Annotated in this window: 26 protein-coding genes; 13 read left to right on the top strand and 13 right to left on the bottom strand. The window is 63.2% G+C overall.

Features of this window, described 5'->3' with window-relative positions; genetic code table 11:
* Positions 1-162: 162 nt before the first annotated feature.
* The 8 genes from ppa to N430_RS14760 all read right to left on the bottom strand — a co-directional run bounded on the left by ppa (position 163) and on the right by N430_RS14760 (position 8,439).
* Positions 163-690 (bottom strand): inorganic diphosphatase, encoded by a 528-nt coding sequence (gene ppa, locus N430_RS14795; RefSeq protein ID WP_003255365.1) that lies wholly within the window; start codon positions 688-690, stop codon positions 163-165.
* A gap of 93 nt (positions 691-783) precedes the next feature.
* The gene (locus N430_RS14790) at positions 784-1,599 is read right to left on the bottom strand and encodes a zinc-dependent peptidase (RefSeq protein ID WP_110637767.1); all 816 of its coding nucleotides are present in this window, start codon (positions 1,597-1,599) and stop codon (positions 784-786) included.
* A gap of 8 nt (positions 1,600-1,607) precedes the next feature.
* Positions 1,608-2,255 carry a DedA family protein gene (locus tag N430_RS14785; protein WP_110637829.1) on the bottom strand — a complete coding sequence of 216 codons (648 nt, stop codon included), beginning with the start codon at positions 2,253-2,255 and terminating at the stop codon, positions 1,608-1,610.
* Between the two features lie 249 nt (positions 2,256-2,504).
* Positions 2,505-2,963 carry a GNAT family N-acetyltransferase gene (locus N430_RS14780; protein WP_110637766.1) on the bottom strand — a complete coding sequence of 153 codons (459 nt, stop codon included), beginning with the start codon at positions 2,961-2,963 and terminating at the stop codon, positions 2,505-2,507.
* A 109-nt stretch (positions 2,964-3,072) separates the two neighbouring features.
* The gene (gene eutC / locus N430_RS14775) at positions 3,073-3,903 is read right to left on the bottom strand and encodes an ethanolamine ammonia-lyase subunit EutC (RefSeq protein WP_110637765.1); all 831 of its coding nucleotides are present in this window, start codon (positions 3,901-3,903) and stop codon (positions 3,073-3,075) included.
* Between the two features lie 9 nt (positions 3,904-3,912).
* Positions 3,913-5,307, bottom strand: coding sequence for an ethanolamine ammonia-lyase subunit EutB (locus N430_RS14770; RefSeq protein WP_110637764.1), 1,395 nt, complete (start codon positions 5,305-5,307; stop codon positions 3,913-3,915).
* 46 nt (positions 5,308-5,353) lie between these two features.
* The gene (eat, locus tag N430_RS14765) at positions 5,354-6,802 is read right to left on the bottom strand and encodes an ethanolamine permease (RefSeq protein ID WP_110637763.1); all 1,449 of its coding nucleotides are present in this window, start codon (positions 6,800-6,802) and stop codon (positions 5,354-5,356) included.
* 116 nt (positions 6,803-6,918) lie between these two features.
* On the bottom strand, positions 6,919-8,439 hold the full coding sequence (locus N430_RS14760) for an aldehyde dehydrogenase family protein (RefSeq protein ID WP_110637762.1): 1,521 nt from the start codon (positions 8,437-8,439) through the stop codon (positions 6,919-6,921).
* A 255-nt stretch (positions 8,440-8,694) separates the two neighbouring features.
* Here N430_RS14760 and N430_RS14755 point away from each other — a divergent pair, with 255 nt between their 5' ends.
* The 4 genes from N430_RS14755 (at position 8,695) to N430_RS14740 (ending at position 12,997) form a co-directional block, all read left to right on the top strand.
* Complete coding sequence (locus tag N430_RS14755; RefSeq protein WP_110637761.1) at positions 8,695-10,668, top strand: sigma-54-dependent Fis family transcriptional regulator; 1,974 nt, start codon at positions 8,695-8,697, stop codon at positions 10,666-10,668.
* A gap of 69 nt (positions 10,669-10,737) precedes the next feature.
* Positions 10,738-12,087, top strand: coding sequence for a UDP-N-acetylmuramate:L-alanyl-gamma-D-glutamyl-meso-diaminopimelate ligase (gene mpl / locus N430_RS14750; protein ID WP_110637760.1), 1,350 nt, complete (start codon positions 10,738-10,740; stop codon positions 12,085-12,087).
* On the top strand, positions 12,084-12,713 hold the full coding sequence (gene ubiX / locus N430_RS14745; protein ID WP_110637759.1) for a flavin prenyltransferase UbiX: 630 nt from the start codon (positions 12,084-12,086) through the stop codon (positions 12,711-12,713). Before mpl ends, ubiX begins: the two co-directional genes overlap by 4 nt.
* An 8-nt stretch (positions 12,714-12,721) precedes the next feature.
* Positions 12,722-12,997: a YceK/YidQ family lipoprotein gene (locus N430_RS14740; protein WP_103448817.1), complete on the top strand. Its 276-nt coding sequence runs from the start codon at positions 12,722-12,724 to the stop codon at positions 12,995-12,997.
* A 3-nt stretch (positions 12,998-13,000) separates the two neighbouring features.
* Here N430_RS14740 and N430_RS14735 read toward each other — a convergent pair whose 3' ends face one another.
* From N430_RS14735 to N430_RS14725, 3 genes are all read right to left on the bottom strand, one after another.
* Positions 13,001-13,645, bottom strand: a complete 645-nt coding sequence (locus N430_RS14735; RefSeq protein WP_110637757.1) for an oxidoreductase — start codon at positions 13,643-13,645, stop codon at positions 13,001-13,003.
* A 27-nt stretch (positions 13,646-13,672) separates the two neighbouring features.
* Positions 13,673-15,406, bottom strand: coding sequence for a C13 family peptidase (locus N430_RS14730; protein ID WP_110637756.1), 1,734 nt, complete (start codon positions 15,404-15,406; stop codon positions 13,673-13,675).
* Between the two features lie 178 nt (positions 15,407-15,584).
* Positions 15,585-16,040 carry a MaoC family dehydratase gene (locus tag N430_RS14725; protein ID WP_110637755.1) on the bottom strand — a complete coding sequence of 152 codons (456 nt, stop codon included), beginning with the start codon at positions 16,038-16,040 and terminating at the stop codon, positions 15,585-15,587.
* A 143-nt stretch (positions 16,041-16,183) separates the two neighbouring features.
* Here N430_RS14725 and N430_RS14720 point away from each other — a divergent pair, with 143 nt between their 5' ends.
* Genes N430_RS14720 through N430_RS14710 form a run of 3 tightly spaced genes read left to right on the top strand, consistent with a single transcriptional unit; the run spans position 16,184 to position 17,862 of the window.
* Positions 16,184-16,549 (top strand): CidA/LrgA family protein, encoded by a 366-nt coding sequence (locus N430_RS14720; RefSeq protein WP_110637754.1) that lies wholly within the window; start codon positions 16,184-16,186, stop codon positions 16,547-16,549.
* Positions 16,546-17,262, top strand: a complete 717-nt coding sequence (locus N430_RS14715; RefSeq protein WP_110637753.1) for an LrgB family protein — start codon at positions 16,546-16,548, stop codon at positions 17,260-17,262. The genes N430_RS14720 and N430_RS14715 overlap by 4 nt, the downstream gene beginning before the upstream one ends.
* A gap of 9 nt (positions 17,263-17,271) precedes the next feature.
* Positions 17,272-17,862 carry an LON peptidase substrate-binding domain-containing protein gene (locus N430_RS14710; RefSeq protein ID WP_110637752.1) on the top strand — a complete coding sequence of 197 codons (591 nt, stop codon included), beginning with the start codon at positions 17,272-17,274 and terminating at the stop codon, positions 17,860-17,862.
* Between the two features lie 110 nt (positions 17,863-17,972).
* Here N430_RS14710 and N430_RS14705 read toward each other — a convergent pair whose 3' ends face one another.
* Together N430_RS14705 and N430_RS14700 are read right to left on the bottom strand one after the other, a co-directional pair.
* A complete protein-coding gene (locus N430_RS14705; RefSeq protein ID WP_110637751.1) occupies positions 17,973-19,289 on the bottom strand; it encodes a bifunctional DedA family/phosphatase PAP2 family protein in 1,317 nt (438 codons plus the stop codon).
* Between the two features lie 3 nt (positions 19,290-19,292).
* The gene (locus N430_RS14700) at positions 19,293-19,982 is read right to left on the bottom strand and encodes a DNA-3-methyladenine glycosylase (RefSeq protein WP_110637750.1); all 690 of its coding nucleotides are present in this window, start codon (positions 19,980-19,982) and stop codon (positions 19,293-19,295) included.
* 226 nt (positions 19,983-20,208) lie between these two features.
* Here N430_RS14700 and N430_RS14695 point away from each other — a divergent pair, with 226 nt between their 5' ends.
* From N430_RS14695 to mrdA, 6 genes are all read left to right on the top strand, one after another.
* Positions 20,209-21,684: a hypothetical protein gene (locus tag N430_RS14695; RefSeq protein ID WP_110637749.1), complete on the top strand. Its 1,476-nt coding sequence runs from the start codon at positions 20,209-20,211 to the stop codon at positions 21,682-21,684.
* Between the two features lie 176 nt (positions 21,685-21,860).
* Positions 21,861-23,132: a glutamate-5-semialdehyde dehydrogenase gene (locus tag N430_RS14690; RefSeq protein ID WP_110637748.1), complete on the top strand. Its 1,272-nt coding sequence runs from the start codon at positions 21,861-21,863 to the stop codon at positions 23,130-23,132.
* A gap of 1 nt (position 23,133) precedes the next feature.
* Positions 23,134-23,793 (top strand): nicotinate-nucleotide adenylyltransferase, encoded by a 660-nt coding sequence (nadD, locus tag N430_RS14685; protein WP_110637747.1) that lies wholly within the window; start codon positions 23,134-23,136, stop codon positions 23,791-23,793.
* Between the two features lie 44 nt (positions 23,794-23,837).
* Positions 23,838-24,260 carry a ribosome silencing factor gene (gene rsfS, locus N430_RS14680; RefSeq protein WP_110637746.1) on the top strand — a complete coding sequence of 141 codons (423 nt, stop codon included), beginning with the start codon at positions 23,838-23,840 and terminating at the stop codon, positions 24,258-24,260.
* A 9-nt stretch (positions 24,261-24,269) separates the two neighbouring features.
* Positions 24,270-24,737 (top strand): 23S rRNA (pseudouridine(1915)-N(3))-methyltransferase RlmH, encoded by a 468-nt coding sequence (gene rlmH, locus N430_RS14675; RefSeq protein ID WP_008090421.1) that lies wholly within the window; start codon positions 24,270-24,272, stop codon positions 24,735-24,737.
* 16 nt (positions 24,738-24,753) lie between these two features.
* Positions 24,754-26,643, top strand: a complete 1,890-nt coding sequence (gene mrdA / locus N430_RS14670; RefSeq protein ID WP_110637745.1) for a penicillin-binding protein 2 — start codon at positions 24,754-24,756, stop codon at positions 26,641-26,643.
* Positions 26,644-26,656: the final 13 nt, after the last annotated feature.

Below are 26,656 nucleotides of genomic sequence, written 5' to 3'. Positions count from 1 at the left end.
GCGGCCGGTTGCCAGTAACGAAATGAACGTGATGTTGATATGAACGGTGTGAAAAATGTCGGGATGTAGGGCAAAGGTGTAGGACTGCGTAGGATTTTTTACCAGCTTCGTCCTTCACCCATAAAAAAACCCGCCGAGGCGGGTTTTTTCTACAAAACAGTATCAGCCTTTGTAGGCAGCGACCGATTTGGTGATCGCGGCGCGGGCGGCGTCAGCACCTTCCCAGCCTTCGATCTTGACCCACTTGCCCTTCTCCAGATCCTTGTAGTTGGCGAAGAAGTGCTCGATCTGCTGGATCAGCAGGGCTGGCAGGTCGGTGTATTCCTTCACGTCGACGTACAGCTGGCTCAGCTTGTCGTGCGGAACGGCGATGACCTTGGCGTCGCCGCCGCCGTCGTCGGTCATGTTCAGCACGCCGACTGGACGGGCGCGGATGACCGAGCCTGGAGCAACCGGGTATGGGGTCACGACCAGCACGTCCAGCGGATCACCGTCGTCGGCCAGGGTGTTCGGGATGAAACCGTAGTTGGCCGGGTAGAACATCGGGGTGGCCATGAAACGGTCGACGAACAGGGTATCGCTGTCCTTGTCGATTTCGTACTTGATCGGCGCGTGGTTGGCCGGGATCTCGATGGCGACGTAGATGTCGTTCGGCAGGTCTTTGCCAGCCGGAATCTTGCTGTAGCTCATTGGGCAGTGCCCCCGTGTTTGATCAAAAAAGTGGCGGCGATTATAGGCATATTCCGCCAGGCCATGCCACGTGTGGGCGGATGTGCGGCCGCATCAGGCGTGGCTTTCGCGGTAATCCGGGTGCCCAACCTGCAGCTTCAGCAAGCGCTCGAGAGGGTTCTGCCGGTAGAACAGCGACAGCTGCTGGTACACCTGTGGATAAGCTTGCTGCAGCAGGTCGGGGGCGCTGAAGAAGTACTCACTGGTGACGGCGAAGAATTCCGCCGGGTTTTCCGCGGCGTAAGGGTCGATGGCGGTTTCAGCGTCGGGGTCGGCGTCGAGCTGGCGGTTGAGGTCGTCGTAGGCCTGCTGCATGGCCGCAGACCAGTCTTCCACGCGCATGCCCGGGTGCAGCGGTGGCAGGCCGTTGGCATCGCCGTTGAGCATGTCGAGTTTGTGCGCCAGTTCGTGGATCACCAGGTTGTAGGCTTCCCAGCCGCCACTGGCCAGCACTCCGGCCCAGGCCAGGATGATCGGCCCCTGCTGCCAGGCTTCGCCGCTGTGCTCGGCATCCCACACGTGCTCCACGCCGCTGGCATCGCGGTGGCGCTGCGGGCTCTTGAAGTCGTCCGGGTAGAGGATGATCTCGTGGAAGCCCTGGTACCAGTTCAACTCGCCCAGGTGCAGCAGCGGCAGCTGCGCCTGGGCGGCGAGAAACAGGCGCTGCTCGTCGTCAAGTTCAACCCCGGGGAGGGTGGTCAGGTGCTTGTCGAGCAGGAACAGGATGCAGGCTTCGCGCAGCCACTGGTCTTCCGCATCACTGATGCCATCGAGCATCGGCAGGCGATCACGGATCACCTGCCATTGCCCTGGCTCGATCGGGTAGCGCGCGAGGGTACGCTTGCGCCGCCAGGCGCTGAAGGACCACATGCCGGCTGTCAGTGGGCCTTGGCGGTGCGGCCCAGGCGGCTGCGCAGCAGGCCGAGGATCATCGGCACCAGCGACAGCACGATGATGCCGACCACCATCAGCGACAGGTGCTGCTTGATGAACGGCACGTTGCCGAAGAAGTAGCCCAGGGTTACCAGGCCGCCGACCCACAGCAGCGAGCCTGCCACACTGAAACCGAGGAAGCGCGGGTAGTGCATGTGGGCGATACCGGCCACGAACGGCGCGAAGGTGCGCAGGATCGGCAGGAAGCGCGCCATGGTCACGGTCTTGCCGCCATGGCGTTCATAGAACTCGTGGGTGCGCTCCAGGTAGTCGCGACGGAAGATCTTCGAGTTGGGGTTGCTGAACAGTTTTTCGCCCGTGGTGCGGCCGATGATGTAGTTGGTGCTGTCGCCCAGAATGGCGGCGGCCATCAGCAGACCTGCCAGCAGGACTGGGTCCATGCCGCCACCGGCGGCCACGGCGCCGGCGATGAACAGCAGTGAGTCGCCCGGCAGGAACGGCATCACCACCAAACCGGTTTCGCAGAAGATCACGGCAAAAAGGATCGCGTAGATCCAGGGTCCATAGTTGCTAACCAGCAGGTCGAGGTAGGTATCGAGATGCAGGATTAAGTCCAGCGGGTTGAATTCCATGTACAGCACCTGTGTTCTTGACCCGCCTATACGGGCACGCGATGACGGGCTTTGCCCTGGGTGTCGGCATCATTTCCAGACGGTGGGTAACTTTTCACACACGACAGAAGGGCATTATACGGCGAAGTGGAAAACCTGCCCGGGGAGTTTGTAGCGGGGGGTTACCGCGTCAATCAGCCTCACCGCAGCTCCTACAGGCGTTATGCAATCACAGTGGCTGTGAAAATCCTGTAGGAGCGGCGGTGCAGGTCAGTCCTGGCTGATCGGCAGTATGTAGTTCTCGAACTCGGTGTCCTTGCGAAAGCCCATTGACTCATAGGTCTTGCGCGCCACCTCGTTGTTGGCGCTGGTCGAAACCCGCATGCGCACCGCATTGGTTTCCTTGGCCATTTTCTTGGCCTCGCGCATCAGGTGGTCGGCTACCAGCATGCGCCGGGAATCTTCGGCCACGTAGATGTCATTGAGAATCCACACCCGCTTCAGCGACAGCGACGAATAGCTCGGATAAAGCTGGCAGAAGCCAAGCAATTTGCTGTCATCGTCAACTGGCAAAGCCAGGTAGATGATCGACTCACTGCGCATAAGGCGCTTTTGCAGAAACTTGCGCGAACTGTCCGGATAAGGGAGCTGCCCATAGAACTCGCGGTATCTGACGAACAGCGGGGTGAGCAGGTCGAGGTGTTCCAGGGTTGCCTTGATGATGCGCATGTGCGGCCCTCAGAGTCCATTTAGGGAAACAGCGGAATGCCTGCAGCTTTCATGGGCATGCTGCCCCAATGCTGGCCATCAGCGCAATCCGCCTTCCGTTACATGTTCTTTAACGTTCACCGAGCAGGAAATTGCCTCGCTGGGTGGGGGCATTTTCACTGTCGATGCTATGGACCTCGGCTTCGTCCTTCAGATTCACACCGGAAAGCTGTCGCCTGCAGGCTTCGCGCATCAGGTATAGCAGGCGATGGGCCGCCATGCCGTAACTCAGGCCTTCCAGGCGGATATTGGAGATGCAGTTGCGGTAGGCGTCGGTCAGGCCGACCTTGGGCGCATAGGTGAAATACAGGCCCAGGCTGTCTGGCGAGCTCAGCCCCGGGCGCTCACCGATCAGCATTACGGTCATGCGTGCACCGAGCAGTTGGCCGACCTCATCCGCCACCGCCACCCGACCTTGCTCTACCAACACCACCGGGGCGCTGGTCCAGCCATCGCTAGCGGCCTGCTCCTCGAAGCGGGCCAGGAACGGCAAGGTATGGCGGTGCACGGCCAGGGCCGAGAGGCCGTCGGCGACCACGATGGCCAGGTCAACGCCATCGGGGTTGGCCTGGGCATGCTGGCGCAAGCGCTCGGCCGAGTCTTCGTTCAACCGCCGGCCCAGGTCGGGGCGTTGCAGGTATTGGTGGCGGTCGCTGGCGGCGCTGTGCAGCACCAGGCTGTCGCGGCCACGGTCCTTGAGTTGTTCGCTGAGGGCGGCATGGTCGAACGCCAGGTGCACGGCGTCGCGGGCCTGGGCGTGGGCGAACTGAAAGTCCAGCTGCGCGCCGGTGGGCAGGCTGGTGCCGCAGCGGCCCAGGGCGATACGTGCCGGGGTCAGGTTGCGCAGGGCCAGCCAAGGGTTTTCCTGGGTAGAGAGCGGGGGTGGGGATCGGTCTGCCATGGTCACCTCTTATGCCAGTTGCGCCAAGGCCTGGCGGAATGCCGGCGGCAGGTTGTCGCCAAAGCGCACGCGGCCATCGGCCTGGGTGAAGATGCCCGTGCGATGCAGCCAGGCTTCGAATTCCGGCCCGGGCTTCAGGCCCAGGGTCTGGCGCGCATACAGCGCGTCATGGAATGACGTGGTCTGGTAGTTGAGCATGATGTCGTCGGAGCCGGGGATGCCCATGATGAAGTTGATCCCGGCCACGCCCAGCAGGGTCAGCAGGGTGTCCATGTCGTCCTGGTCGGCTTCGGCGTGGTTGGTGTAGCAGATGTCGCAACCCATCGGCACGCCGAGCAGCTTGCCGCAGAAGTGGTCTTCGAGGCCGGCGCGGATGATCTGCTTGCCGTTGTACAAGTACTCGGGGCCGATGAAGCCGACCACGGTGTTGACCAGGAACGGCTTGAAGTGGCGGGCCACGGCGTAGGCGCGGGTCTCGCAGGTCTGCTGGTCGACACCGTGGTGGGCGTTGGCCGACAGCGCGCTGCCCTGGCCGGTCTCGAAGTACATCAGGTTCTGCCCGAGCGTGCCGCGCTTGAGCGACAGGCCGGCCTCGTAGCCTTCCTGCAACACGTTGAGGTTGATGCCAAAACCGGCGTTGGCCGCCTCGGTGCCGGCGATCGACTGGAACACCAGGTCCAGCGGTACGCCGCGGTTGATCGCTTCGATCGAGGTGGTGACGTGGGTCAGCACGCAAGCCTGGGTGGGGATGTCGTAGCGCTGGATGATGGCGTCGAGCATTTCCAACAGGGCGCAGATCGAGGCGATGCTGTCAGTGGCCGGGTTGATGCCGATCATGGCGTCGCCGTTGCCGTACAGCAGGCCGTCGAGGATGCTGGCGGCGATGCCGGCCGGCTCATCCGTCGGGTGGTTGGGCTGCAGGCGGGTCGAGAGGCGCCCGCGCAAGCCCATGGTGCCGCGGAACTGGGTGACCACGCGGATCTTCTGCGCCACCAGCACCAGGTCCTGTACGCGCATGATCTTTGATACGGCGGCGGCCATTTCCGGCGTCAGCCCGGGGGCGAGGGCGCGCAGGCTGTGTTCGTTGGCCTCGTCGCCGAGCAGCCAGTCGCGCAGGCCGCCAACCGTCAGGTGGCTGACCGGGGCGAAGGCCTGGGCGTCGTGGGTGTCGACGATCAGCCGGGTGATTTCGTCCTGTTCGTAGGGGATCAGCGCTTCATTCAGAAAATGTGTCAGCGGGATGTTGGCCAGGGCCATCTGCGCGGCCACCCGTTCGCCGTCGTTGCTGGCGGCGACGCCGGCCAGGAAGTCCCCGGAACGGGCCGGGCTGGCCTTGGCCATCACTTCCTTGAGGCTGTCGAAGCGGTAGACCAGGTGGCCCACCGTGTGTACGAAACTTGCCATACAGAATCTCCAGAGCCGCGGGCTGGCCCGCGGCAGGTGGCGGCGATCAGTGCAGGGCCTCTTCGGCCTTCTGGATCGCGGCGAATTCCTCTTCCGGTGTGCCCGCCACCAGGTGGTGGCGGCTGTAGAACGCAAAGTAGGCAATCAGTACCGCATAGATCACCGCTGCGCCAATCACCACTCGCGGGTCGACCAGGAAGCCCGCGACCACGGCGATACAGGCCAGCACCAAGGCCAGGCCCGAGGTGAAGATGCCGCCCGGGGTGCGGTAAGGGCGTTCCATTTTCGGCCGACGGATACGCAGGGTGATGTGCGCGGCCATCATCAGCACATACGACAGTGTGGCACCGAATACCGCCACCAGGATCAGCAGGTCACCCTGGCCGGTCAGCGACAGGGCGAAACCGATGATCCCGGGGATCACCAGCGCCATGACCGGGGCCTTGCTCTTGTTGGTTTCCGACAGCTTGCGCGGCAGGTAGCCAGCGCGGGAAAGGGCGAAGATCTGCCGCGAATAGGCATAGATGATCGAGAAGAAGCTGGCGATCAGGCCGGCCAGGCCCACCAGGTTGACGAAGCTGCCCATCCAGGTGGAACCGCCATAGGCCTTGGCCAGCGCCTCGACCAGTGGGTTGCCAGAAGCCTTCAGGGCTTCGGAGCCTGCACCGCCAGGGCCGACCACCAGGATCAGCAGGGCGAAGGCCAGCAGCACCAGCATCGCACCGATCAGGCCGCGTGGCAGGTCACGCTTGGGGTTCTTGGTTTCTTCGGCGGCCAGTGGCACACCTTCGACGGCGAGGAAGAACCAGATGGCATAGGGGATGGCGGCCCACACGCCGACATAGCCGAATGGCAGGAAGCTGCTGGCGCCGACGGCGTCCGTTTTGGCGATGTCGAACAGGTTGGCTGCATCAAAATGGGGCACCATGGCCACCAGGAACACGGCCAGGGCGATGGCCGCGATGGCGGTGATGATGAACATCAGCTTCAGCGCTTCACCCACGCCGAAGATGTGGATGCCGATGAAGACCACGTAGAACGCCAGGTAGATCATCCAGCCGCCGATGCCGAACAGTGACTGGCAGTAGGCGCCGATGAACGTGGCGATGGCGGCGGGGGCGATGGCGTATTCGATGAGGATCGCCGTGCCGGTCAAAAAACCGCCCCACGGGCCGAAGGCGCTGCGGGCAAAGCCGTAGCCGCCGCCAGCGGTGGGGATCATCGAGGACAGTTCGGCCAGCGAGAAACACATGCACAGGTACATGGTGGCCATCAGCAAGGTGGCGAGGAACATGCCGCCCCAGCCACCCTGGGCCAGGCCGAAGTTCCAGCCGGCATAGTCGCCGGAAATCACATAGGCAACGCCCAGGCCCACCAGCAGTACCCAGCCGGCGGCGCCTTTTTTCAGTTCACGTTGCTGGAAATAGTCCGAACCGACTTTTTCGAAGTCGACGGAAGACCCTGCCGGCGCACCGGCGGAATGATCGCTTGGCATAGTTTCACCTGTTCTTTTTCTTGATGGCCGGAGGGGTCCGGGCCGATGGTGATGGGTACTGCAGGAAGCGAGCCAGAGCGGTTGGGGCCGCCAGATGGCGGCCCCAGTGCACTGTTTTAGAAGAAGCCCAACGGGTTGATGTCGTAGCTCACCAGCAGGTTCTTGGTCTGCTGGTAGTGGTCGAGCATCATCTTGTGGGTTTCACGGCCGACACCGGATTTCTTGTAGCCGCCGAACGCGGCATGCGCCGGGTACAGGTGGTAGCAGTTGGTCCACACGCGGCCCGCCTTGATGCCGCGGCCCATGCGGTAGGCGCGGTTGATGTCGCGGGTCCACACGCCGGCACCGAGGCCGAACTCGGTGTCGTTGGCAATCGCCAGGGCTTCGGCTTCGTCCTTGAAGGTGGTGACGCTGACCACCGGGCCGAAGATTTCTTCCTGGAACACGCGCATGCGGTTGTTGCCCTTGAGCAGGGTCGGCTGGATGTAGTAACCGGTGGCCAGCGAACCTTCGAGCTGCTCCACCTTGCCGCCGGTCAGCAGCTCGGCGCCTTCTTCCTGGGCGATTTTCAGGTAGGACTGGATCTTCTCGAACTGCTGCTGCGAGGCCTGGGCGCCGACCATGGTGTCGGTGTCGAGCGGGTCGCCGCGCTTGATCTGCAGCACCTTCTTCATCACCACTTCCATGAACTGCGGGTAGATCGACTCCTGCACCAGGGCGCGCGACGGGCAGGTGCACACTTCGCCCTGGTTGAAGAACGCCAGCACCATGCCTTCGGCGGCCTTGTCGATGAAGCTCGGCTCGGCCTGCATGATGTCTTCGAAGTACACGTTCGGCGACTTGCCGCCCAGCTCGACGGTGGACGGGATGATGTTCTCGGCGGCGCATTTCATGATGTGCGAGCCGACCGGGGTGGAGCCGGTGAAGGCGATCTTGGCGATGCGCTTGCTGGTGGCCAGCGCTTCACCGGCCTCGCGGCCATAGCCTTGCACCACGTTGAGCACGCCCTTGGGCAGCAGGTCGCCGATCAGCTCGACCAGCACGGTGATGCCCAGCGGGGTCTGCTCGGCCGGCTTGAGCACCACGCAGTTGCCGGCGGCCAGGGCCGGGGCGAGCTTCCAGGCGGCCATCAGGATCGGGAAGTTCCACGGGATGATCTGCCCGACCACGCCCAGCGGTTCGTGGATGTGATAGGCCACGGTGTTTTCGTTGATTTCGGCAGCGCCGCCTTCCTGGGCGCGGATGCAGCCGGCGAAGTAGCGGAAGTGGTCGACGGCCAGCGGAATGTCGGCGTTGAGGGTTTCGCGGATCGGCTTGCCGTTGTCCCAGGTTTCGGTGATGGCCAGGAGTTCCAGGTTCTGTTCGATACGGTCGGCGATCTTCAGCAGGACGTTGGAGCGGTCTTGTACCGAGGTGCGGCCCCAGGCGTCGGCGGCGGCATGGGCGGCATCCAGGGCTTTATCGATGTCTTCGGCAGTGGAACGAGGGAATTCGGCGATCAGTTGGCCGTTCACCGGGGAGGTGTTTTCGAAGTACTGGCCTTTGACCGGGGCCACGAACTCACCGCCGATGAAGTTGCCGTAGCGGCTCTTGAAGGAAACCTTCGCGCCCTCGGTACCGGGATGTGCGTAACGCATGGTGTGTCTCCTGGCTGTTATGTTTGTTGAGGAGTTGAAAAGCGTAGAGCAAAGGTTGGGCCAGCGTGGTGCGCCCCCGTGGAATCAATGACTTGGGTCATGCTTCGGCGCTGCGGGAAGGCGCGCTGTGCCAGGCTTGGCACGGGCGGGGTGACACTTTGTACCGTTTGCGACACGTTGCCGGTGGGCACGTTGCAAAGCCTGCGCGGGTGGAGGATGCTGGGGTGAATCTCTATCTGCGGAGAACAACAACAAATGCAGAGCAACCTGTTCAGCCGCCATGCCCAGCAAGTGCATACCGTTGCCCGCGGTGAAGCGGGCAGCGATCCTTCGATTGCCCGCTCCTGGCTGCGCTGCCTGGACGACTATCACCTCGACCCGTCAGTGATCGAGGCACCGGTGGTGCTCGAACACGGCCGCCTGCTCGAGAGCCGCGAGCGGCTGCGCCAGGTGTTGAAAATCGCCGACAACGAGATGAACAGCCTGCACCAGCAACTGTCCGGCGCCGGCCATGCGGTGCTGCTGACCGATGCCCGCGGGGTGATCCTCAACTGTGTCACCGCGCCCAGCGAGCGGCGCAACTTCGAGCGTGCCGGGCTGTGGCTGGGTGCGGACTGGAGTGAAGCCCGTGAGGGCACCAACGGCATCGGTACCTGCCTGGTCGAGCGCCAGGCCCTGACCATTCACCAGAATGAGCACTTTCGCGGCCGCCATACCGGGTTGACCTGCTCGGCGAGCCCGGTGTTCGACCCGCACGGTGAGCTGCTGGCGGTGCTCGATGTGTCCTCGGCGCGGCCGGACGTGTCGCGCCAGAGCCAGTTCCACACCATGGCGCTGGTCAACCTCTCGGCGAAGATGATCGAGAGCTGCTATTTCCTGCGTCATTTCGAGCAGCAGTGGTTGCTGCGCATTCACGTGCAGGCCGAGTCGGTCGGCCAGTTCAGCGAAGGGTTGCTGGCGTTCGATGGCGATGGCCGCATCTGCGCCGCCAACCAGAGTGCCCTGAACCTGCTGGGCACCATTCGCGGCGGCGTGCTGGGCAAGCCGCTGGAGATGTTCTTCGCCTGCAGCCATGACGAGCTGTTCAGCCGTGCCACGCCGGGGGGGAGCACGGTCTGGCCATTGCACACCCGTGATGGCCGTCAGGTGTTTGCCAGCCTGCGCGGGCAGGCGAGGGCGCCGCTGTGGACGGTACCGGCCAGCCTGCCCCAGGCCAGGCCCGCTGCTGAGCCGGGCATCTGCCTGCTGGATCCGGCCTTGCAACACGACTTCCACCGTGCCGTGCGCGTGTTCGAACGCGATGTGCCGCTGCTGCTGTGCGGCGAGACCGGTTGCGGTAAAGAAGCCTTCGCCCAGGCCGTGCACCAGGCCAGTCAGCGCCGTGGCAAGCCGTTCGTGGCGGTGAACTGTGCGTCGATCCCCGAGAGCCTGATCGAAAGTGAACTGTTCGGCTATCGCGGTGGCAGTTTTACCGGGGCGCGCAAGGAGGGCATGCGCGGCAAGCTGCTGCAGGCCGACGGCGGTACCTTGTTGCTGGATGAGATCGGCGACATGCCGCTGGCGTTGCAGACCCGCCTGTTGCGGGTGCTGGAAGAGCGCCAGGTGGTGCCGATTGGCGGTGAGCCGCAGGCGGTGGATGTGCGCATTGTCAGTGCCACCCACCGGGATTTGCTGGAGCGGGTGGAGCAGGGGAGTTTCCGTGAAGACCTGTACTACCGGCTCAACGGTCTGGAAGTAGCGTTGCCATCTGTGCGCGAACGTAGTGACAAGGAGGCGTTGCTGGACTTCCTGTTACACCAGGAGGCGCAGGGGCAGGTTGTACATCTGGCACCTGAGGCGCGCCAGGCGCTGCTGACGTTTGCCTGGCCGGGGAACGTACGGCAGATGCGCAATGTGCTGCGGACCTTGGTGGCGCTGTGTGAGGGCACCTTTATAGAACTCGCGGATCTCCCCGCAATCATTCGAAGCGACGCGGCCCCTGCAGGAGCGGCCTTGTGTCGCGAAAGGGCCGCGCAGCGGCCCCAGGATCTCACCAGTGACGCCCAACCCGCCGGGGCTGCTGTGCAGCCCTTTCGCGACACAAGGCCGCTCCTACATGCCGAGCGTCAGGCACTGATGGACATCCTGGAGGCAAAACACTGGCACTTGACCCGGGTCGCCGAGCACCTGGGCATCAGCCGCAATACCTTATATCGAAAACTGCGAAAACACGGCATTAGCCGCGTGTAATTACCGAAACAGCGTGTGCGATTTTTCTCGCCCTAGGCTACCCTGCCTCGAAGTTTTGCGAGGTCGACCATGCACATTCATATTCTCGGTATTTGCGGCACTTTCATGGGTTCGCTGGCCGTGCTGGCCAAAGAGCTTGGCCACCGCGTCACCGGTTCCGACGCCAACGTCTATCCACCCATGAGCACCCAGCTCGAAGCCCAGGGCATCGAGCTGACCCAGGGCTACGACCCGGCTCAGCTGGACCCTGCGCCTGATCTGGTGGTGATCGGCAACGCCATGTCGCGGGGTAACCCGGCGGTGGAGTATGTGCTGAACAAGGGCCTGCCTTATGTGTCCGGCCCGCAGTGGCTGGCCGACCATGTGCTGCAGGGCCGCTGGGTGCTGGCCGTGGCGGGCACCCACGGCAAGACCACCACCAGCAGCATGCTGGCATGGGTGCTGGAGCACGCCGGCATGAGCCCGGGCTTCCTGATCGGCGGCGTGCCACAGAACTTCTCGGTGTCGGCGCGCCTGGGCGGCACGCCGTTCTTCGTGGTCGAAGCCGACGAATACGATAGCGCCTTCTTCGACAAGCGTTCGAAGTTCGTGCATTACCACCCGCGCACCGCGATCCTCAATAACCTTGAGTTCGATCACGCGGACATCTTCCCTGACCTGGCGTCCATCGAGCGGCAGTTCCACCACTTGGTGCGGACCATCCCGAGCGAAGGCCTGGTCATTCACCCGACCACCGAGCAGGCGCTGGAGCGCGTGATCGGCATGGGCTGCTGGACCCCGGTGCAGACCACCGGTGAGGGTGGCCAATGGCAGGCGCGCCTGCTCAGCGCCGACGGCTCGCGTTTCGAGGTGCTGTTCGAAGGTGAAGTGCAGGGTGTGGTGGACTGGGCCCTGACTGGCCAGCACAACGTCGCCAACGCCCTTGCGACGCTGGCCGCTGCCCGCCATGTGGGCGTGGTGCCGGCCATGGGCATCGACGGCCTGAGCGCGTTCAAGAGCGTCAAACGGCGCATGGAGAAGGTCGCTGAAGTCCAGGGCGTGACCATCTACGACGATTTCGCCCACCACCCAACTGCCATTGCCACCACCCTCGACGGCCTGCGCAAGCGCGTCGGCGAAGCGCCGGTCATCGCCATCATCGAGCCGCGCTCCAACTCCATGAAGCTCGGCGCCCATCGTGACGGCCTGCCGGAAAGCGTCAACGACGCCGACCAGGTGATCTGGTACGCACCCGCCAACCTGGGTTGGGACCTGGCTGCCACAGCCGCGCAATGCAAGGTGCCAAGCGTGGTCGCCGACAGCCTCGATGCGATCATCGAGCGGGTCAAGGGCCAGGCCCGCCCGGGCACCCATGTGGTGATCATGAGCAACGGCGGCTTCGGCGGCCTGCACGGCAAGCTGGCCGAGGCCTTGAAGTGAGCGGACCGGAACGTATCACCCTGGCCATGACCGGCGCCTCCGGGGTGCAGTATGGCCTGCGCCTGCTCGACTGCCTGGTGCGCGAGGACCGTGAGGTGCATTTCCTCATCTCCAAGGCAGCGCAACTGGTGATGGCCACCGAGACCGACGTGGTCCTGCCGGCCAAGCCGCAGGCCATGCAGGCGTTTCTCACCGAATACACCGGCGCTGCCGACGGGCAGATCCGCGTATACGGCAAGGAAGACTGGATGTCACCGGTGGCCTCGGGCTCTGGTGCGCCAGCGGCGATGGTGGTGGTGCCGTGTTCGACCGGTACCTTGTCGGCTATCGCCACCGGTGCCTGCAACAACCTGATCGAGCGGGCCGCCGACGTCACCCTCAAGGAACGTCGGCAGTTGATCCTGGTGCCACGCGAGGCACCGTTCTCGACCATTCACCTGGAGAACATGCTCAAGCTGTCACAGATGGGCGCAGTGATCCTGCCGGCGGCGCCGGGCTTCTATCACCAGCCGCAGACCATCGATGACCTGGTCGACTTCGTCGTGGCGCGCATTCTCAACCTGCTGAATATTCCGCAGGACATGCTGCCGCGCTGGGGCGAGCATCATTTCGGGGCGGATGATTGAGGCGTCTCATGGCCGGGTTGCTGGCGGCAAGCCTGCTCGGCGGCTGCGCCACGGTGCGCACGCTGGATGCCAACAAACCAGGGGCTCCGGTGGTGTATGCCGGGACCCGGCTGGATATGTATGTGATCAATGGCGGGTGTTGCCCCAAGGATCGCTTCGGGGCTGAGGCACCAGCGTATCCGCACTTGGACCTGCCTGGCAGCATGCTGCTGGATACACTGTTCCTGCCGCTGTCATTGCTGACGGCGGCAGGCATAGGGTTTCAGGCTACGGGCGGTCTGTAGGGGCTATTTCTTGCCGAGTTTGCGCAACTCGTCGGACTCGATGACCCGAATGCCGTCCTCTTCCTCCAGCGCCAGGCGCCACAGTGCACGGGCCAGGGTGCAGGCTTCGATGCCCCGGTATTTGCCCGGAATCAGCTTCGAAAACGGCGAAGCCAACTTCTCACCGAGCCGTGGTTGTACCCGTTCACCCAACAGCAGCGACGGCCGCACGATGGTCAGTTGTGGCCAGTCCTGAGCCTTGAGCGCTTCTTCCATTTCGCCCTTGACCCGGTTGTAGAAGATCGACGACTTGGGGTCGGCACCCAGGGCGCTGACCACCAGCAGGTGGCGCGCCCCCATTTCCCGTGCGCGCTTGCTGAAGGCGACGACCATGTCCAGATCGACGGCACGAAATGCCTGCTCCGAGCCCGCTTGCTTGAGGGTAGTGCCCAGGCAGCAATAGGCGATATCGACTCGACCGGCCAGCTGCGGGAGAAACACCGCCGGGTCGCCCACCGGGTTTTCCAGGTGGGGGTGCTCGGCCAGTGGCCGACGGGTCGGTGCCAGTACGCGGCTGATGGTGGGTTCGTTGAGCAGGCGGTCGAGCAAGTGCTCACCGGTAAGGCCGGTGGCACCGGCAAGCAGGACATGCTGAGGCGTCAAATACATGATGTCTCTCCCTTGTTACACACAAGCTTAGCGGCTGGCAGGCGTTTTTGCCTGTTCCTCGGCCTTGGCCTGTGCTGCATTACGCAAGGCTTCTTCGGCCTGGTGCTTACGCAGTTGCTGCCAATGTGCCAGCACCGCGGGCGGAGCCCAGATTTGTGGCTCGGAGGCTTCGAAACCTTCCCTTTGTTCTCTTTCGGCAACACTGGTGCGCGCCAGTTCAAACGCTTGTTTCAGGTCATCGGTCTGGTTCAGGGCCTCGGCGAACAGGGCGTCGCCGAAGTAGGTGAAATCGGCTTCTTCTGAACAACCGAACGACACACGGTCTGCACGTGCCGCCGTCATGATCACCGTGCGATCGTCCTTGAGCGGGGCGATGTAGCCCCCTGAATAGCAGGCGGAGATGACAATGATCTTGTCGCGGTCCTTGAGCGGTGCCAGGGCGCTGGCCAGTTCGTCGGCGGACAGGTCGGCCAGTTGCAGGCGTGGCTGGTCGAGCACCAGCTGATGGTCCTGGCTGCCGTGGCTGGTCAGGTAGATGAAGATCAGGTCTTCCGGGCCGCTGCGCTCGGCCAGGGTGCGGGCGGCGCGCGTGAGGTTCTCGCGGGTAGCCATGGGGCGGGTGGTCATCTGGTCGCGGTGGTTGACCAGGGTGACCTGGCCACGGGCACCGAAGCGCACCTTGAGCATGTTGCTGACATAGTCGGCTTCGCGCATGAACACGCTCTGCTGGCCATCGCCGGCCAGCACCAGGCTGTACAGCTGGACTGGCGGCGCCGAGCGCGGTACCCGGGCCAGGGCCTCGTCGAGCAGGCGGCCCTGGTTGAGCAGGGCCAGGTCCAGCGGGTCGGGCAGCAGTTTGCCTTTCTGGTCGCGTACACGCACACCGTTGACCCAGAAGCCGCTTTCGACCTGGCCGCTGGCCAGGGTCAGCTTGCCGTGGCCTTGGTAGGCATCGCTGTCGAAACCGCCGACGTACTTGCTGCCATCAGGCAGTTGCAGGCTGCCTTGGCCAGACAGGCGCCAGTCGACGAAGGTGCCTTTGTAGTGGCTGCCGTCGCTGCCGAGCAATTCGCCTTCGCCGATCAGCGAACCGTCCTTGAAGTCGCCGATCCACACGTCGCCGTCGGCATTTTCGTAGCGGCCGCGGCCTTCCAGGCGGTTGTCCTTGAATTCACCGATGTATTGCTCACCATCCACGCTGTCGTAGGTGCCGCTGCCTTGCAGCTGGCCGTCGACAAAGCGGCCGCTGAACTGGTTGCCGCTGGCATCGCTGCGCACGCCTGCGCCATTGGGCTTGCCTTTGGCGAACAAGCCTTGGTAACGGCTGCCGTCGGCCATTTCCAGTTCGCCTGCACCTTCGTACTGGTCGTCCTTGAACTGGCCACGGTAGGTCTGGTCGGCCTGCTTGAGGCTACCTTCACCGTCGCGCCGGCCGTGGCTGAACGTGCCGGCATAGTGGCTGCCCGGTGTGGTCAGGTCGCCCAGTCCGTGAAACAGCCCTTTGTCGAACTGGCCGCGGTAAACCTCGCCATTGCTACCGTGCCACTCGCCCTGGCCGTGCCACTGGCCGTCCTTGAAGCTGCCGGCGTACCAGCTGCCGTTGGGGTAGTCGATGCGCCCCTCGCCCTGCAGCAACCCATCGACCACCTGGCCCCGGTAGCGGCCACCGTCGGGCAGGCGCGCGTCAGGCGGGGACAACGACTCACCATCGCCACAGGCAGCGAGCATCAGGAACAGTGCGAAGGGGAGCAGTGGACGCATGGCGGAATCCAGGCAAAAAGTCTGCCGAGTATGCCGCAGAATGGGAGGTGGAGGTATCTGTGATCCAATCGAAATCGGTGTTGGATTCTTCGCGGGCACGCCCGCTCCCACAGGGTCACCTACAGCATCAGACTGGCGCGGTACCTGTGGGAGCGGGCGTGCCCGCGAAGAGGCCCTATCAGACGAAACAGAGCGACAGGGGTTCGGCGATATAGGCCGGCTTCTCTTCGCCTTCGATCTCCAAGGTAACGGTGGCTTTCAGCAGCCATTGCCCCGGTTTCTTCTCGGTCACCTCACCCAGGTCAACCTTCAGTCGCACCTTGCTGTCTACCTTCACCGGCTGAATGAAACGCACGCTGTCCAGCCCGTAATTGACTACCATCTTCAGCCCTTCAGGGAGCACCAGGATGTCTTCCATCAGCTTGGGGATCAGTGACAAGGTGAGGAAACCATGGGCGATGGTGGTGCCGAACGGGGTTTTCGCCGCCTTTTCCGGCTCGACATGGATGAATTGGAAATCGCCGGTGGCCTCGGCGAACAGGTTGATGCGCTGCTGGTCGATCTTCAGCCAGTCGGAACGTCCCAGCTCCTTTCCAACGTACTGCGATAACTCGTTTACCGGTACATAGGGCATCGCGACTCTCCAGATTGTCATTTGGTACGAGAGTGCAAGATCAGCACGGCGAACCGTTTCAGTCAAGATGCCCGCTTTTCGGCGAATATCGGCTTACAGGCAGCCCGTGCTTATAATGGCCGGCATGCCTGAAGGAGATCCTTATGCTGTTGCGTGGTTTGACCTGGCTGGTGCTGTTTCAACTGCTGGGTACAGCGCTCAATCACTTGTGCGTGCCAATTCTGCCGGGCCCGATCATCGGCCTGTTGCTGCTGCTGTTCTTCCTCATGGCCCGTGGCGAAGTCGGCAAGCCGCTGAGTGAGGCCGCCGGTAGCCTGCTGCGCTACCTGCCATTGCTGCTGGTGCCGCCAGCGGTGGGGGTGATGGTCTATGCCAAGGACATTGCCGCCGACTTCTGGGCGATTGCCGGCGCCTTGCTGATTTCCTGCCTGGTAACCCTGGTGTTCGTCGGGCTGCTGATGCAGAAGCTCATCAATCGCCAGCACGGCAAGCGCGAGGAGAAGCCATGATCCTCGACTGGCAAGGCGCGATCGACGCCGTTATCCACCATCCGTTGTTCGGCATCGGCATCACCCTGGGCGCTTACCAGATCGTGTTGGCCGGCTATGAAAAGACCCGCTGGATCTTCCTGCAACCGGTGCTGGTGTCGATGCTGTTGGTGATTGGCGTGTTGCTGACCTGCGGCATCAGTTACGCCGAATATCGCAAGAGCACCGAGATCATGAACATCCTCCTCGGCCCTGCCACCGTGGCCCTGGCCGTGCCGCTCTACCTCAACCTGCGGCGCATCCGGCAGCTGTTCTGGCCGACTTTTACTACGCTGGTAATCGGAGGTCTGTTCGCCACGGTCTGCTGCCTGCTGCTGGGCTGGTGGTTCGGTGCCGAGCACATGATCCTGATGACCATGGCGCCGAAATCGGTCACTTCGCCGATAGCCATGCTGGTGGCTGAACAGATTGGTGGTGTTGCGGCGTTGGCGGCGGTATTCGTATTGATTACTGGCGTGATCGGGGCGATCTTCGGCCCGGCGCTGCTGACCCGCCTGGGTGTGCACAGCCCGGAGGCGCGTGGCATGTCGCTGGGGGTGACGGCCCATGCCGTGGGCACTTCGGTGGCCTTGCAGGAAAGTGACGAATGCGGCGCTTTTGCCGCGCTGGCGATGAGCCTGATGGGGGTGGCCACGGCGGTGTTCCTGCCGTTGGCGGTCAGCCTGGTGGCTTGAGGAATTGTGATGACGCTACCGCTGTTTCCCCTCAATACCGTGTTGTTTCCCGGTTGCCTGCTGGATCTGCAGATCTTCGAGGCGCGCTACCTGGACATGATTGGCCGCTGCATGAAGCAGGGCACCGGCTTTGGCGTGGTGTGCATCGTCGAAGGCGAGCAGGTCGGCAAGGCGCCGCCAGTGGTGGCCTCGATCGGTTGCGAGGCCATGATCCGCGACTTCGTCCAGCAGGATAACGGCTTGCTGGGTATTCGCGTGGAAGGTGTACGGCGCTTCGAGTTGAGCCAGACCGAAGTGCAGAAGGACCAATTGCTGGTGGGCGAGGTGCATTGGTTGGCGGAGCAGCCGGACAGCCCGCTCATCGAACACGACGATGACTTGCTGGCGCTGTTGGTGGCCTTGGGCGAGCACCCGATGGTCGAGGCGCTGGACATGCCGCGGGAGGTTGATGGGCGCCAGGCGCTGGCCAACCAGCTGGCGTACCTGTTGCCATTCATGGAGGAGGACAAGCTGGACTTGCTTGCAATCGACTCGCCGGCGCAGCGGCTGGAAGAGATCCAGAAGCTGTTGGAGCGGATTCAAGGTGAGTTGTTCGCCTGACTGAACTCAGTGGCCTGCACCGGCCTCTTCGCGGCTAAAGCCGCTCCTACAGGTAATGTGCGATCCCTGTGGGGGCGGCTTTAGCCGCGAAGAGGCCGGTGCAGGCTAACTCAATACTGGTAGCGAAGCAGGGCGTGCGGCAATGCATGCATGGCAAAGAACGCCAGCAACGCGATACACGCCGGCAACACCAGCCACCAAACCTTCTGCGGCAGTGCCGTCAGCGGCTGTCGATGCTGCACCAGCGTCAGGCTCAACGCACACACGCAACAGGCCAGCAAGGCTCCGGCCATGATGTCGGTCGGCCAATGCGCGCCCAGGTACACCCGCGACAAGGCAATCGCCAAGGCTGGAATGCAGCCCAGCATCACCCAGGTCAGGCGCATGCGCGGCGGCATGCCGCGACCTGCCAGCACCGCCAGGGTCAGGAAGAATGCAAACGACGCCGAACTGTGCCCGCTGGGCATGCTGTAGCTGGTCAGCGGGTCGCTCAGTACTTCCGGGCGGGCACGGGCGAACAGCCATTTCAGCGTGCCATTGGCCAATGCCGTGCCGATCAGTGTGCCGCCCGCGAACAGGGCATGGCGCCACTGACGCGCCAGCAGCAGCAAGCCGGTCAGCAAGCCGCCCAGGAAAAACTGAGTCTTGAAGTCGCCCAACCGGGTCACCAACACCACGGTGCCGTCGATCATCTTGCTGCGATGCTCCTGCACCAGCGTCATCACGCCCTGGTCGAAGGCCTGCAGGTAGGGCCAGCCAAGAAACACCGCCGTGAGCGCGACGAAGCTGAGGCCTGCGATCAGCCGGGTGCCATGGCGCTGGTCACGCAAGCTGCTGTTCAGGCTCAGGCCGACCAGCACCGCCAAGGTCCCGGCGATGATGCCCGCATCCAGCCAGAAGCCTTCCGGCAAGGGCAGGCGCATGGCTGCGCCGGTGGCCCAGCCAGGCAGCAGATAGGCGACCGACCAGCCCGCACCCGCCACCAGGCTGACGGCGATGAAGCGCGGCAGCGGCATGTCGAACATCCCGGCGACCATCGGCAGCATTGGCCGCAGCGGGCCGATGAAGCGGCCTACCAGCAGGCTGGCAATGCCGTAGCGCTGGAAGTAGGCCTCGGCGCTGCCGATCCATTCCGGGTGGTGGCGCAGCAGTGGCAGGCGGCGGATGTTCTGGTGGAAATACTTGCCGATGGTGTACGACAGCGCGTCACCAAGCAGGCCACCGAGGAACCCCAGCAGCAGGGTTTCACCCAAGGTAAATGCACCACTGCCAGCCAGCACGGCAACCGCGAACAGCAGCACCGTGCCCGGCACGATGATGCCGGCGATGGCCAGGCACTCCACGCAAGCCACCAGGAAAATCGCCAGGCCAAGCCACTGGGGGTTGGCGCTGAGCCAGCCGGTCAGGCTGTCGAGCCATTGGCCCATGTTTCAGCTTCCTTGTTTGAGGATGAAAAAGTCTCGCCCTTCGACCTGGCCCCGGCGCAGCGGATTCCGGGTGCAGAAACGGGCGAATTCGGCATCGACGAAGCGGTACGGCAGGTGCTCGTCGCGCCCGTGGGGGATGCCCAGGCGTGCCGCCTGGATCACCCGTGGCACGGCAATGCCGCAGTCTTCGACGTACAGTCGTTCGGGGTCGAAGCGTTGTGCGTCCCAGTGTGGCACTTTCAGGCCCATGGCCTTGCACAGCAGGGTCTGCCCGGCGCACAGGCGCTCGGGCGGGCGCAGGTTGCCGCTGGCATCGGGGTTGTTCAGTTGCATCTGCGCCAGGCTGTTGGCATCAGAGATGGCATCGACCCACGGATAGGCCGACTTGATCAGTACCGCGTTACCTGGGCCCTGAGCACTGAAGTTGAGAGAGTCGCCACCGCGGGCGTAATACATGTAGATATGGCCGCCATCGAGGAACAGTGCCTTGCGCTTCTCCGTGTAGCCGAGTGAGGCGTGGCTGCCTTTGTCGGTCAGGTAATAGGCCTCGGTCTCGATGATGCGTGCGGCGAGCCAAAGATTGCCATGACGGTGGCGAATGATCTTGCCCAGCAGATCCCTGGCCAATTGCTGGGCATCGCGGTTGAAGAAAGCAGCGCTCAGAGCGCCAGACGAGCGGGTCGTGGTCGACATGGGGGCTTCGAAATCAGTTTCGCCCGATCATAACAATCGGCGGGCAAACGGGGCGAGCCCCGTCGGGTAACCTGATATTTTTGCCAGTTTCACGCGGGCGCGAAAATTGGGACGCTGGGCATCACTTGCAACTAACCGGGAGCACCAAGCAATGAGTGGACCTGCAGATAGGGGTATGTCTTCGCCAGTGACCGCACTCCCAGATCTCAAAGGCTGGCAGGCGCGTATGGACATCGATTTCAAGCTGCTCAACAGATTGTGGGCGGCTCAACGCAGGGCGCCACAGCATGCGGCGGACGTGGTGGCGCTGGAGTCGGTGGTGACGCCAGGGATAACGTGGAGGTGGTTTGTCGGAGAAATATCGTCTCCTTGGTATTCATTTTACGAGGACGGCAGATTCGAGCTGGTGGTGGGTCGGGATATCAGCAATGAAACAAATATCACGCTGAGTGTGAATGAGCGGCAAGGTGCTTTCAGGGAAATACTTACCATCGAGTCCAGTTCGACAGTTCAGCGCACGCTGTGCCAGGCGTTTCCGCTTGAAGGGGCACGAATAGGCTTTTCGGGCGGTTATTATCGCTTGTCCAATACCGAGCCGACCCATTATGTGGTGAGGTCGGGCGATACGACCCGATATCCGCGTGAGGCGGAGATGTTTCTACCCTATCTCAAAGGGGATGGCAAAGGCTGGCGCACGTTGAGCCTGGCACGCGAAAAATCGGGGTTGGCCGAAACCCTGACTGGGTATTTCCGTCGTGTGGATGCCGTCAATGTCACCCTGTTCCTTCATCGAGAGGGGAAGCCGGTTGGCAAGCTATCGCTGAACGCTGGTGCTGATGCAACAGGCGGCAAGTCCAGCCCGCCTTATGTTGGGCCGAATGAGTTTCTGCTGGCCTACTACAGCGTCGACTTGCTGCTACCGTTGCCGCCAAGAGGCGATATGGCCGGCGTGCTGGCGCTATTGGCGCCGCGTTCACGCGTGGAGAAATTGAGATCCGCTGTCGCGGGGATCGATATCTGGGCTGAAGTAGCGGCGCTGGCGTCAGTGAACGAAGCCAGTACCGCTGAAGTGCCGGACAGCACAGAGCCAGGCTTGAATCCAGTGCTCCATGTCGTTTCGAGGGGTGACGCGAAAATAGAGCTTTTCGAGGCGACCGGTGGCACGTCCGTGCAATGGCATATGAACGAGGGGGCACTGGGTGAGCTCGACTCTGCAGGCGGCAGGCATTGGTACGTGCCGCCCAAGGACCTGGACGCTGCGATCGCTTATGAAGAGGATGAGAAGTTGGAAGGGCTGAGCGTGAGGAAAAGTGCGGTCAGCGATCCCCTTGTCGTTGATACTGTCACTGCTTCGTTGTCGGGCGGTGAAGGTGCTGATGCTGCCTTCCTCGTCCACAACATAAAGCAGACTCACTACTTTCGAATGTCGAAGGAAGCTGGCCGCCTGAAGCTTGCGCTGTATTACAAGGACAGACACTCGAACGAAGTTCTCGTTCCGGATGCTGATATCGAATGGCGCGTTGTCAGCGGTAATGGGCGTGTCTCACAGATTGGGGCATTCGTTCCCGCCGTGTTGGCACCTTCCGCATTCACGACTGTCCTGGCTATCGAGCATGACGACAAGCGCTGGTATTGGGCCTGCATCACGATTCCTTTGCCGATGGTTTCGGTCGATCAGGTGCTCGACATGTTTTCGGCCTGAAACGAATGCGGCAGACCGCCCGCGCTTCAATTGGCAGGTGGTCTGCGGCAAGCGTTTCGCGTTAACTCGTAATACCTTTTCTCAATCTTCCTATACCATCCCTCCCCCACTGCTGGGCGTATAGCTGCGCGGCAGTTATAATCAGCCGATTTCCCCTTCGCCAAGACACCGAACCCATGACTGAGTCCGTTCTTGACTACATGACCCGCCTGGGTCACGCCGCGCGCCAGGCTTCCCGCGTCATCGCACGTGCCAGCACCGCGCAGAAGAACCGTGCCCTGCAGGCCGCTGCCGATGCGCTGGATGCTGCGCGCGCCGAGCTTGCCGCAGCCAACGAACTGGACCTGGCCGCCGGCCGTGCGAATGGCCTGGAGCCAGCGCTGCTCGATCGCCTGGCGCTGACTCCGGCGCGCATCGACGGCATGATCACCGGCCTGCGCCAGGTGGCCAGCCTGCCAGACCCGGTCGGCGCCATCCGCGACATGAGCTACCGCCCATCGGGCATTCAGGTCGGCAAGATGCGCGTGCCACTGGGGGTGATCGGGATCATCTACGAGTCGCGCCCGAACGTGACAATCGATGCCGCGAGCTTGTGCCTGAAGTCGGGCAACGCCACTATTCTGCGCGGCGGCTCCGAGGCCATCCACTCCAACCGCGCCATCGCTCTCTGCATCCAGCGTGGCCTGGCCGAAGCCGGCCTGCCAGCTGCCGTGGTGCAGGTGGTCGAGACCACTGACCGCGAGGCCGTGGGTGCGCTGATCAGCATGCCCGAGTTCGTCGACGTCATCGTGCCGCGCGGCGGCCGTGGCCTGATCGAGCGCATCAGCCGCGATGCCCGCGTGCCGGTCATCAAGCACCTGGACGGCATCTGCCACGTCTATGTCGCCGAGCACGCCGACCTGGACAAGGCCTGGCGTGTGGCATTCAACGCCAAGACCTACCGCTACGGCATCTGTGGCGCGATGGAAACCCTGCTGGTCGACCAGCGCGTGGCCGAAGGCTTCCTGCCGGAAATGGCCCGCCGTTTCCATGAGAAGGGTGTTGAACTGCGTGGCTGCGAGCGTACCCGCGCGCTGATCGACGCCAAGCCGGCCACTGAAGACGACTGGCATACCGAGTACCTCGACGCGATCCTGTCGATTCGCGTCGTCGACGGCCTGGACCAGGCCATCGAGCACATCAACCAGTACGGCTCGCACCACACCGACTCGATCATCACCGAGCACCAGGCTCAGGCCCGCCAGTTCATGGCCGAGGTCGATTCGGCATCGGTGATGCTCAATACCCCGACCTGCTTCGCCGATGGCTTCGAGTATGGCCTGGGCGCGGAAATCGGCATTTCCACCGACAAGCTGCACGCCCGTGGCCCGGTCGGCCTGGAAGGCCTGACCTGCGAGAAGTACGTGGTGATCGGTGACGGCCAGCTGCGTGGCCAGGAGTCCTGCTGAGTTGAGCAAGGCCCAGGCAGTCCGGCGCATCGGCATTCTTGGCGGTACCTTCGACCCCGTGCACATTGGTCACCTGCGCAGCGCGCTGGAAGTGGCCGAGTTCATGGCGCTCGATGAGTTGCGCCTGTTGCCCAATGCCCGCCCGCCACACCGCGATACCCCGCAGGTGGCGGCGCAGGATCGCCTGGCCATGGTTCGTGAAGCGGTGCAGGGCGTCGATTGCCTGAGCGTTGATGCCCGCGAGCTTGAACGCGACAAACCGTCGTACACCATCGACACGCTGGAATCGATCCGTGCCGAGTTGGGTGCCGACGACCAGCTGTTCCTGGTACTGGGTTGGGATGCCTTTTGCGGCCTGCCCACCTGGCACCGCTGGGAAGAACTGTTGCAACACTGTCACATCCTGGTGCTGCAACGCCCGGATGCCGACGTTGAACCCCCTGACGAGTTGCGCAACCTGCTGGCTGCGCGCTCGGAGAGCGATCCCACCGCCATGTCCGGCCCGGCGGGGAATATTTCGTTCGTCTGGCAGACGCCGCTCGCGGTGTCGGCTACACAGATCCGACAGCTGCTGGCCAGCGGCAAATCGGTGAGGTTCCTGGTGCCGGACGCCGTACTGGCCTACATCGAGGCGCACGAACTGTATCGTGCCCCTAACTGACGGTGCCCCAGGGCGCCTCATCCAAACGAGTTGAAGAGTTTTATATGAGCAAGCAAAAAATCAATGGCGAAGCACTGGTCAAACTGACCGTCAGCGCCCTGGAAGACGTCAAGGCCCAGGACATCCAGGTCATCGACGTGCGCGAAAAGCACAGCCTGACCGACTACATGATCATTGCCACCGGTACCTCCAACCGCCAGATCAACGCGATGCTGGAAAAGGTCCGTGAAGCGGTCAAAAAAGAGGGCGCGCAGCCTCTGGGTGAAGAAGGCAAGGGCGACAGCGACTGGGTACTGCTGGACCTTAACGACGTCATCGTGCACATGATGACCGCCGCTGCCCGTCAGTTCTACGACCTGGAGCGCCTGTGGCTGGGCGCCGAGCAGAGCCGTGCCGCTGATGCCAAGCACCACAGCCCGGAAAACGCCAGCGACTATTTCACCGAAAAACTGAAAGACCGGGAATAAGGAAGCGTCGTGCGTCTGCGCCTGATCGCGGTCGGCTCGCGCATGCCCAAGTGGGTCGAGGAAGGCTGGCATGAATATGCCAAGCGCCTGCCCCAGGAGCTGTCGCTCGAGCTGGTGGAAATCCCGCTGAATACCCGTGGCAAGAATGCCGACGTCGCCCGCCTGATCCGTCAGGAGGGCGAGGCCATGCTGAGCAAGGTTCAGCCTGGGGAACGCATCGTCACCCTCGAGGTCCATGGCAAGCCCTGGAGTACCGAGCAGCTGGCAACCGAGCTGGACCGCTGGCGCCTGGACTCGCGCACGGTGAATTTGATGGTGGGCGGCCCGGAAGGGCTGGCGCCTGAGGTCTGTGCGCGCGCCGAGCAACGCTGGTCGCTGTCGCCGCTGACCCTGCCGCACCCGTTGGTAAGGATACTCATCGGCGAGCAGATCTACCGCGCCTGGACGGTATTGTCCGGGCACCCTTACCACAAATGAGCCTGTAAGCAGTCCGATGTCGCAGCCGATCCGTCTCAAGGACCACGAGAAAGACGCCCGCCTGGTGCGTAACCGCGTCGTGGTCGGCGCGGTGGCGGTCATGCTGCTCATCTGCGTGCTGGTCGCGCGGCTGTATTACCTGCAGATCATCCAGTATGACTATCACTCGACGCTGTCGGAGAACAACCGGGTGCATGTGCAGCCGATTCCGCCGACTCGCGGGCTGATTTTCGACCGCAACGGGGTGATCATTGCCGACAACCGGCCTAGCTTCAGCCTGTCGATGACCCGTGAACGTGCGGGTAACTGGCAGGAAGTGCTGGATACCATCGTCGAAGTGCTGGACCTGACGGCGGACGACCGGGCGCTGTTCGAAAAGCGCATGAAGCAGGGGCGTCGGCCGTTCGAGCCAGTGCCGATCCTGTTCGAGCTGAACGAAGAGCAGATCGCCCGCGTGGCGGTCAACCAGTTCCGTCTACCGGGTGTGGAAGTCGTCGCCCAGCTGGTGCGCCACTACCCACAGGGCGCGCACTTCGCTCATTCGGTGGGTTATGTCGGCCGGATCAACGAAAAAGAGCTGAAAACCCTCGATCCGGTCAACTACAGCGGCACCCACCATATCGGCAAGACCGGCATCGAGCGCTTCTACGAGCCAGAGTTGCACGGCCAGGTCGGTTACGAGGAAGTCGAAACCAATGCCCGGGGCCGAGTGCTGCGGGTGCTCAAGCGCACCGACCCCAAGCCGGGCAAGGACATCGTGCTGAGCCTCGACATCAGGCTGCAGGAGGCCGCCGAAGCCGCCCTGGGTGGCCGGCGTGGCGCGGTGGTGGCGCTCGACCCGCGTACCGGCGAGGTGCTGGCGATGGTCAGCCAGCCGAGCTTCGACCCCAACCTGTTCGTCACCGGCATCGGCTTCAAGGCCTATGCCGAGCTGCGCGACTCGATCGATCGGCCACTGTTCAACCGCGTGCTGCGCGGCCTGTATCCGCCGGGTTCGACCATCAAGCCGGCGGTGGCTATTGCCGGCCTCGACAGTGGGGTGGTCAACGCCAGCAGCCGGGTGTTCGACCCGGGCTATTACCAGTTGCCCAACTACGATCACAAATACCGTAACTGGAACCGCACCGGTGACGGCTGGGTCGACCTGGACACCGCGATCATGCGCTCCAACGACACCTACTTCTACGATCTTGCCCACAAGATGGGTATTGATCGGCTGTCCAGCTACATGAACAAGTTCGGCATCGGCCAGAAGGTTGCCCTCGACATGTTCGAGGAGTCGCCCGGGCTGATGCCGTCGCGCGAGTGGAAGCGCGCCACCCGCCGCCAGGCCTGGTTCCCGGGTGAGACGCTGATTCTCGGCATCGGCCAGGGCTACATGCAGGCCACGCCGCTGCAGCTGGCCCAGGCCACCGCACTGATCGCCAACAAGGGCGTGTGGAACCGCCCGCACCTGGCCAAGACCATCGAAGGCCAGCCGCCGGTGGACCCCAACCCGATGGAAGACATCGTCCTGCGCGACAAGTCCGACTGGGCCAAGGTGACCCATGGCATGGAGCAGGTGATGCACAACGCCCGCGGTACCGCGCGCAAGGCGGCAGCCGGTGCCCAGTACCGCATCGCCGGCAAGAGCGGTACCGCCCAGGTGGTGGCGATCAAGCAGGGCGAGAAGTACGACCGCAACAAACTCCAGGAGCGCCACCGCGACCACGCGCTGTTCGTGGCCTTCGCCCCGGCCGACGATCCGAAGATCGTGGTCTCGGTGATGGTCGAGAACGGTGAGTCCGGCTCGGGCGTTGCCGCGCCAGTGGTGCGGCAGATCATGGATGCCTGGCTGCTCGATGAGAGCGGCCGGCTGAAAAGCGAATTCGCGCCCGCCACCGTCGCCCAGGAAACGGCCCAGTGAAGAACAATTTCGA

It is taken from the genome of Pseudomonas sp. CC120222-01a (genome assembly GCF_003097235.1).
GTDB lineage: Bacteria > Pseudomonadota > Gammaproteobacteria > Pseudomonadales > Pseudomonadaceae > Aquipseudomonas.
The sequence above is the reverse complement of the archived record's forward strand: the minus strand, read 5'-3'. Positions and strand labels throughout refer to the sequence as shown.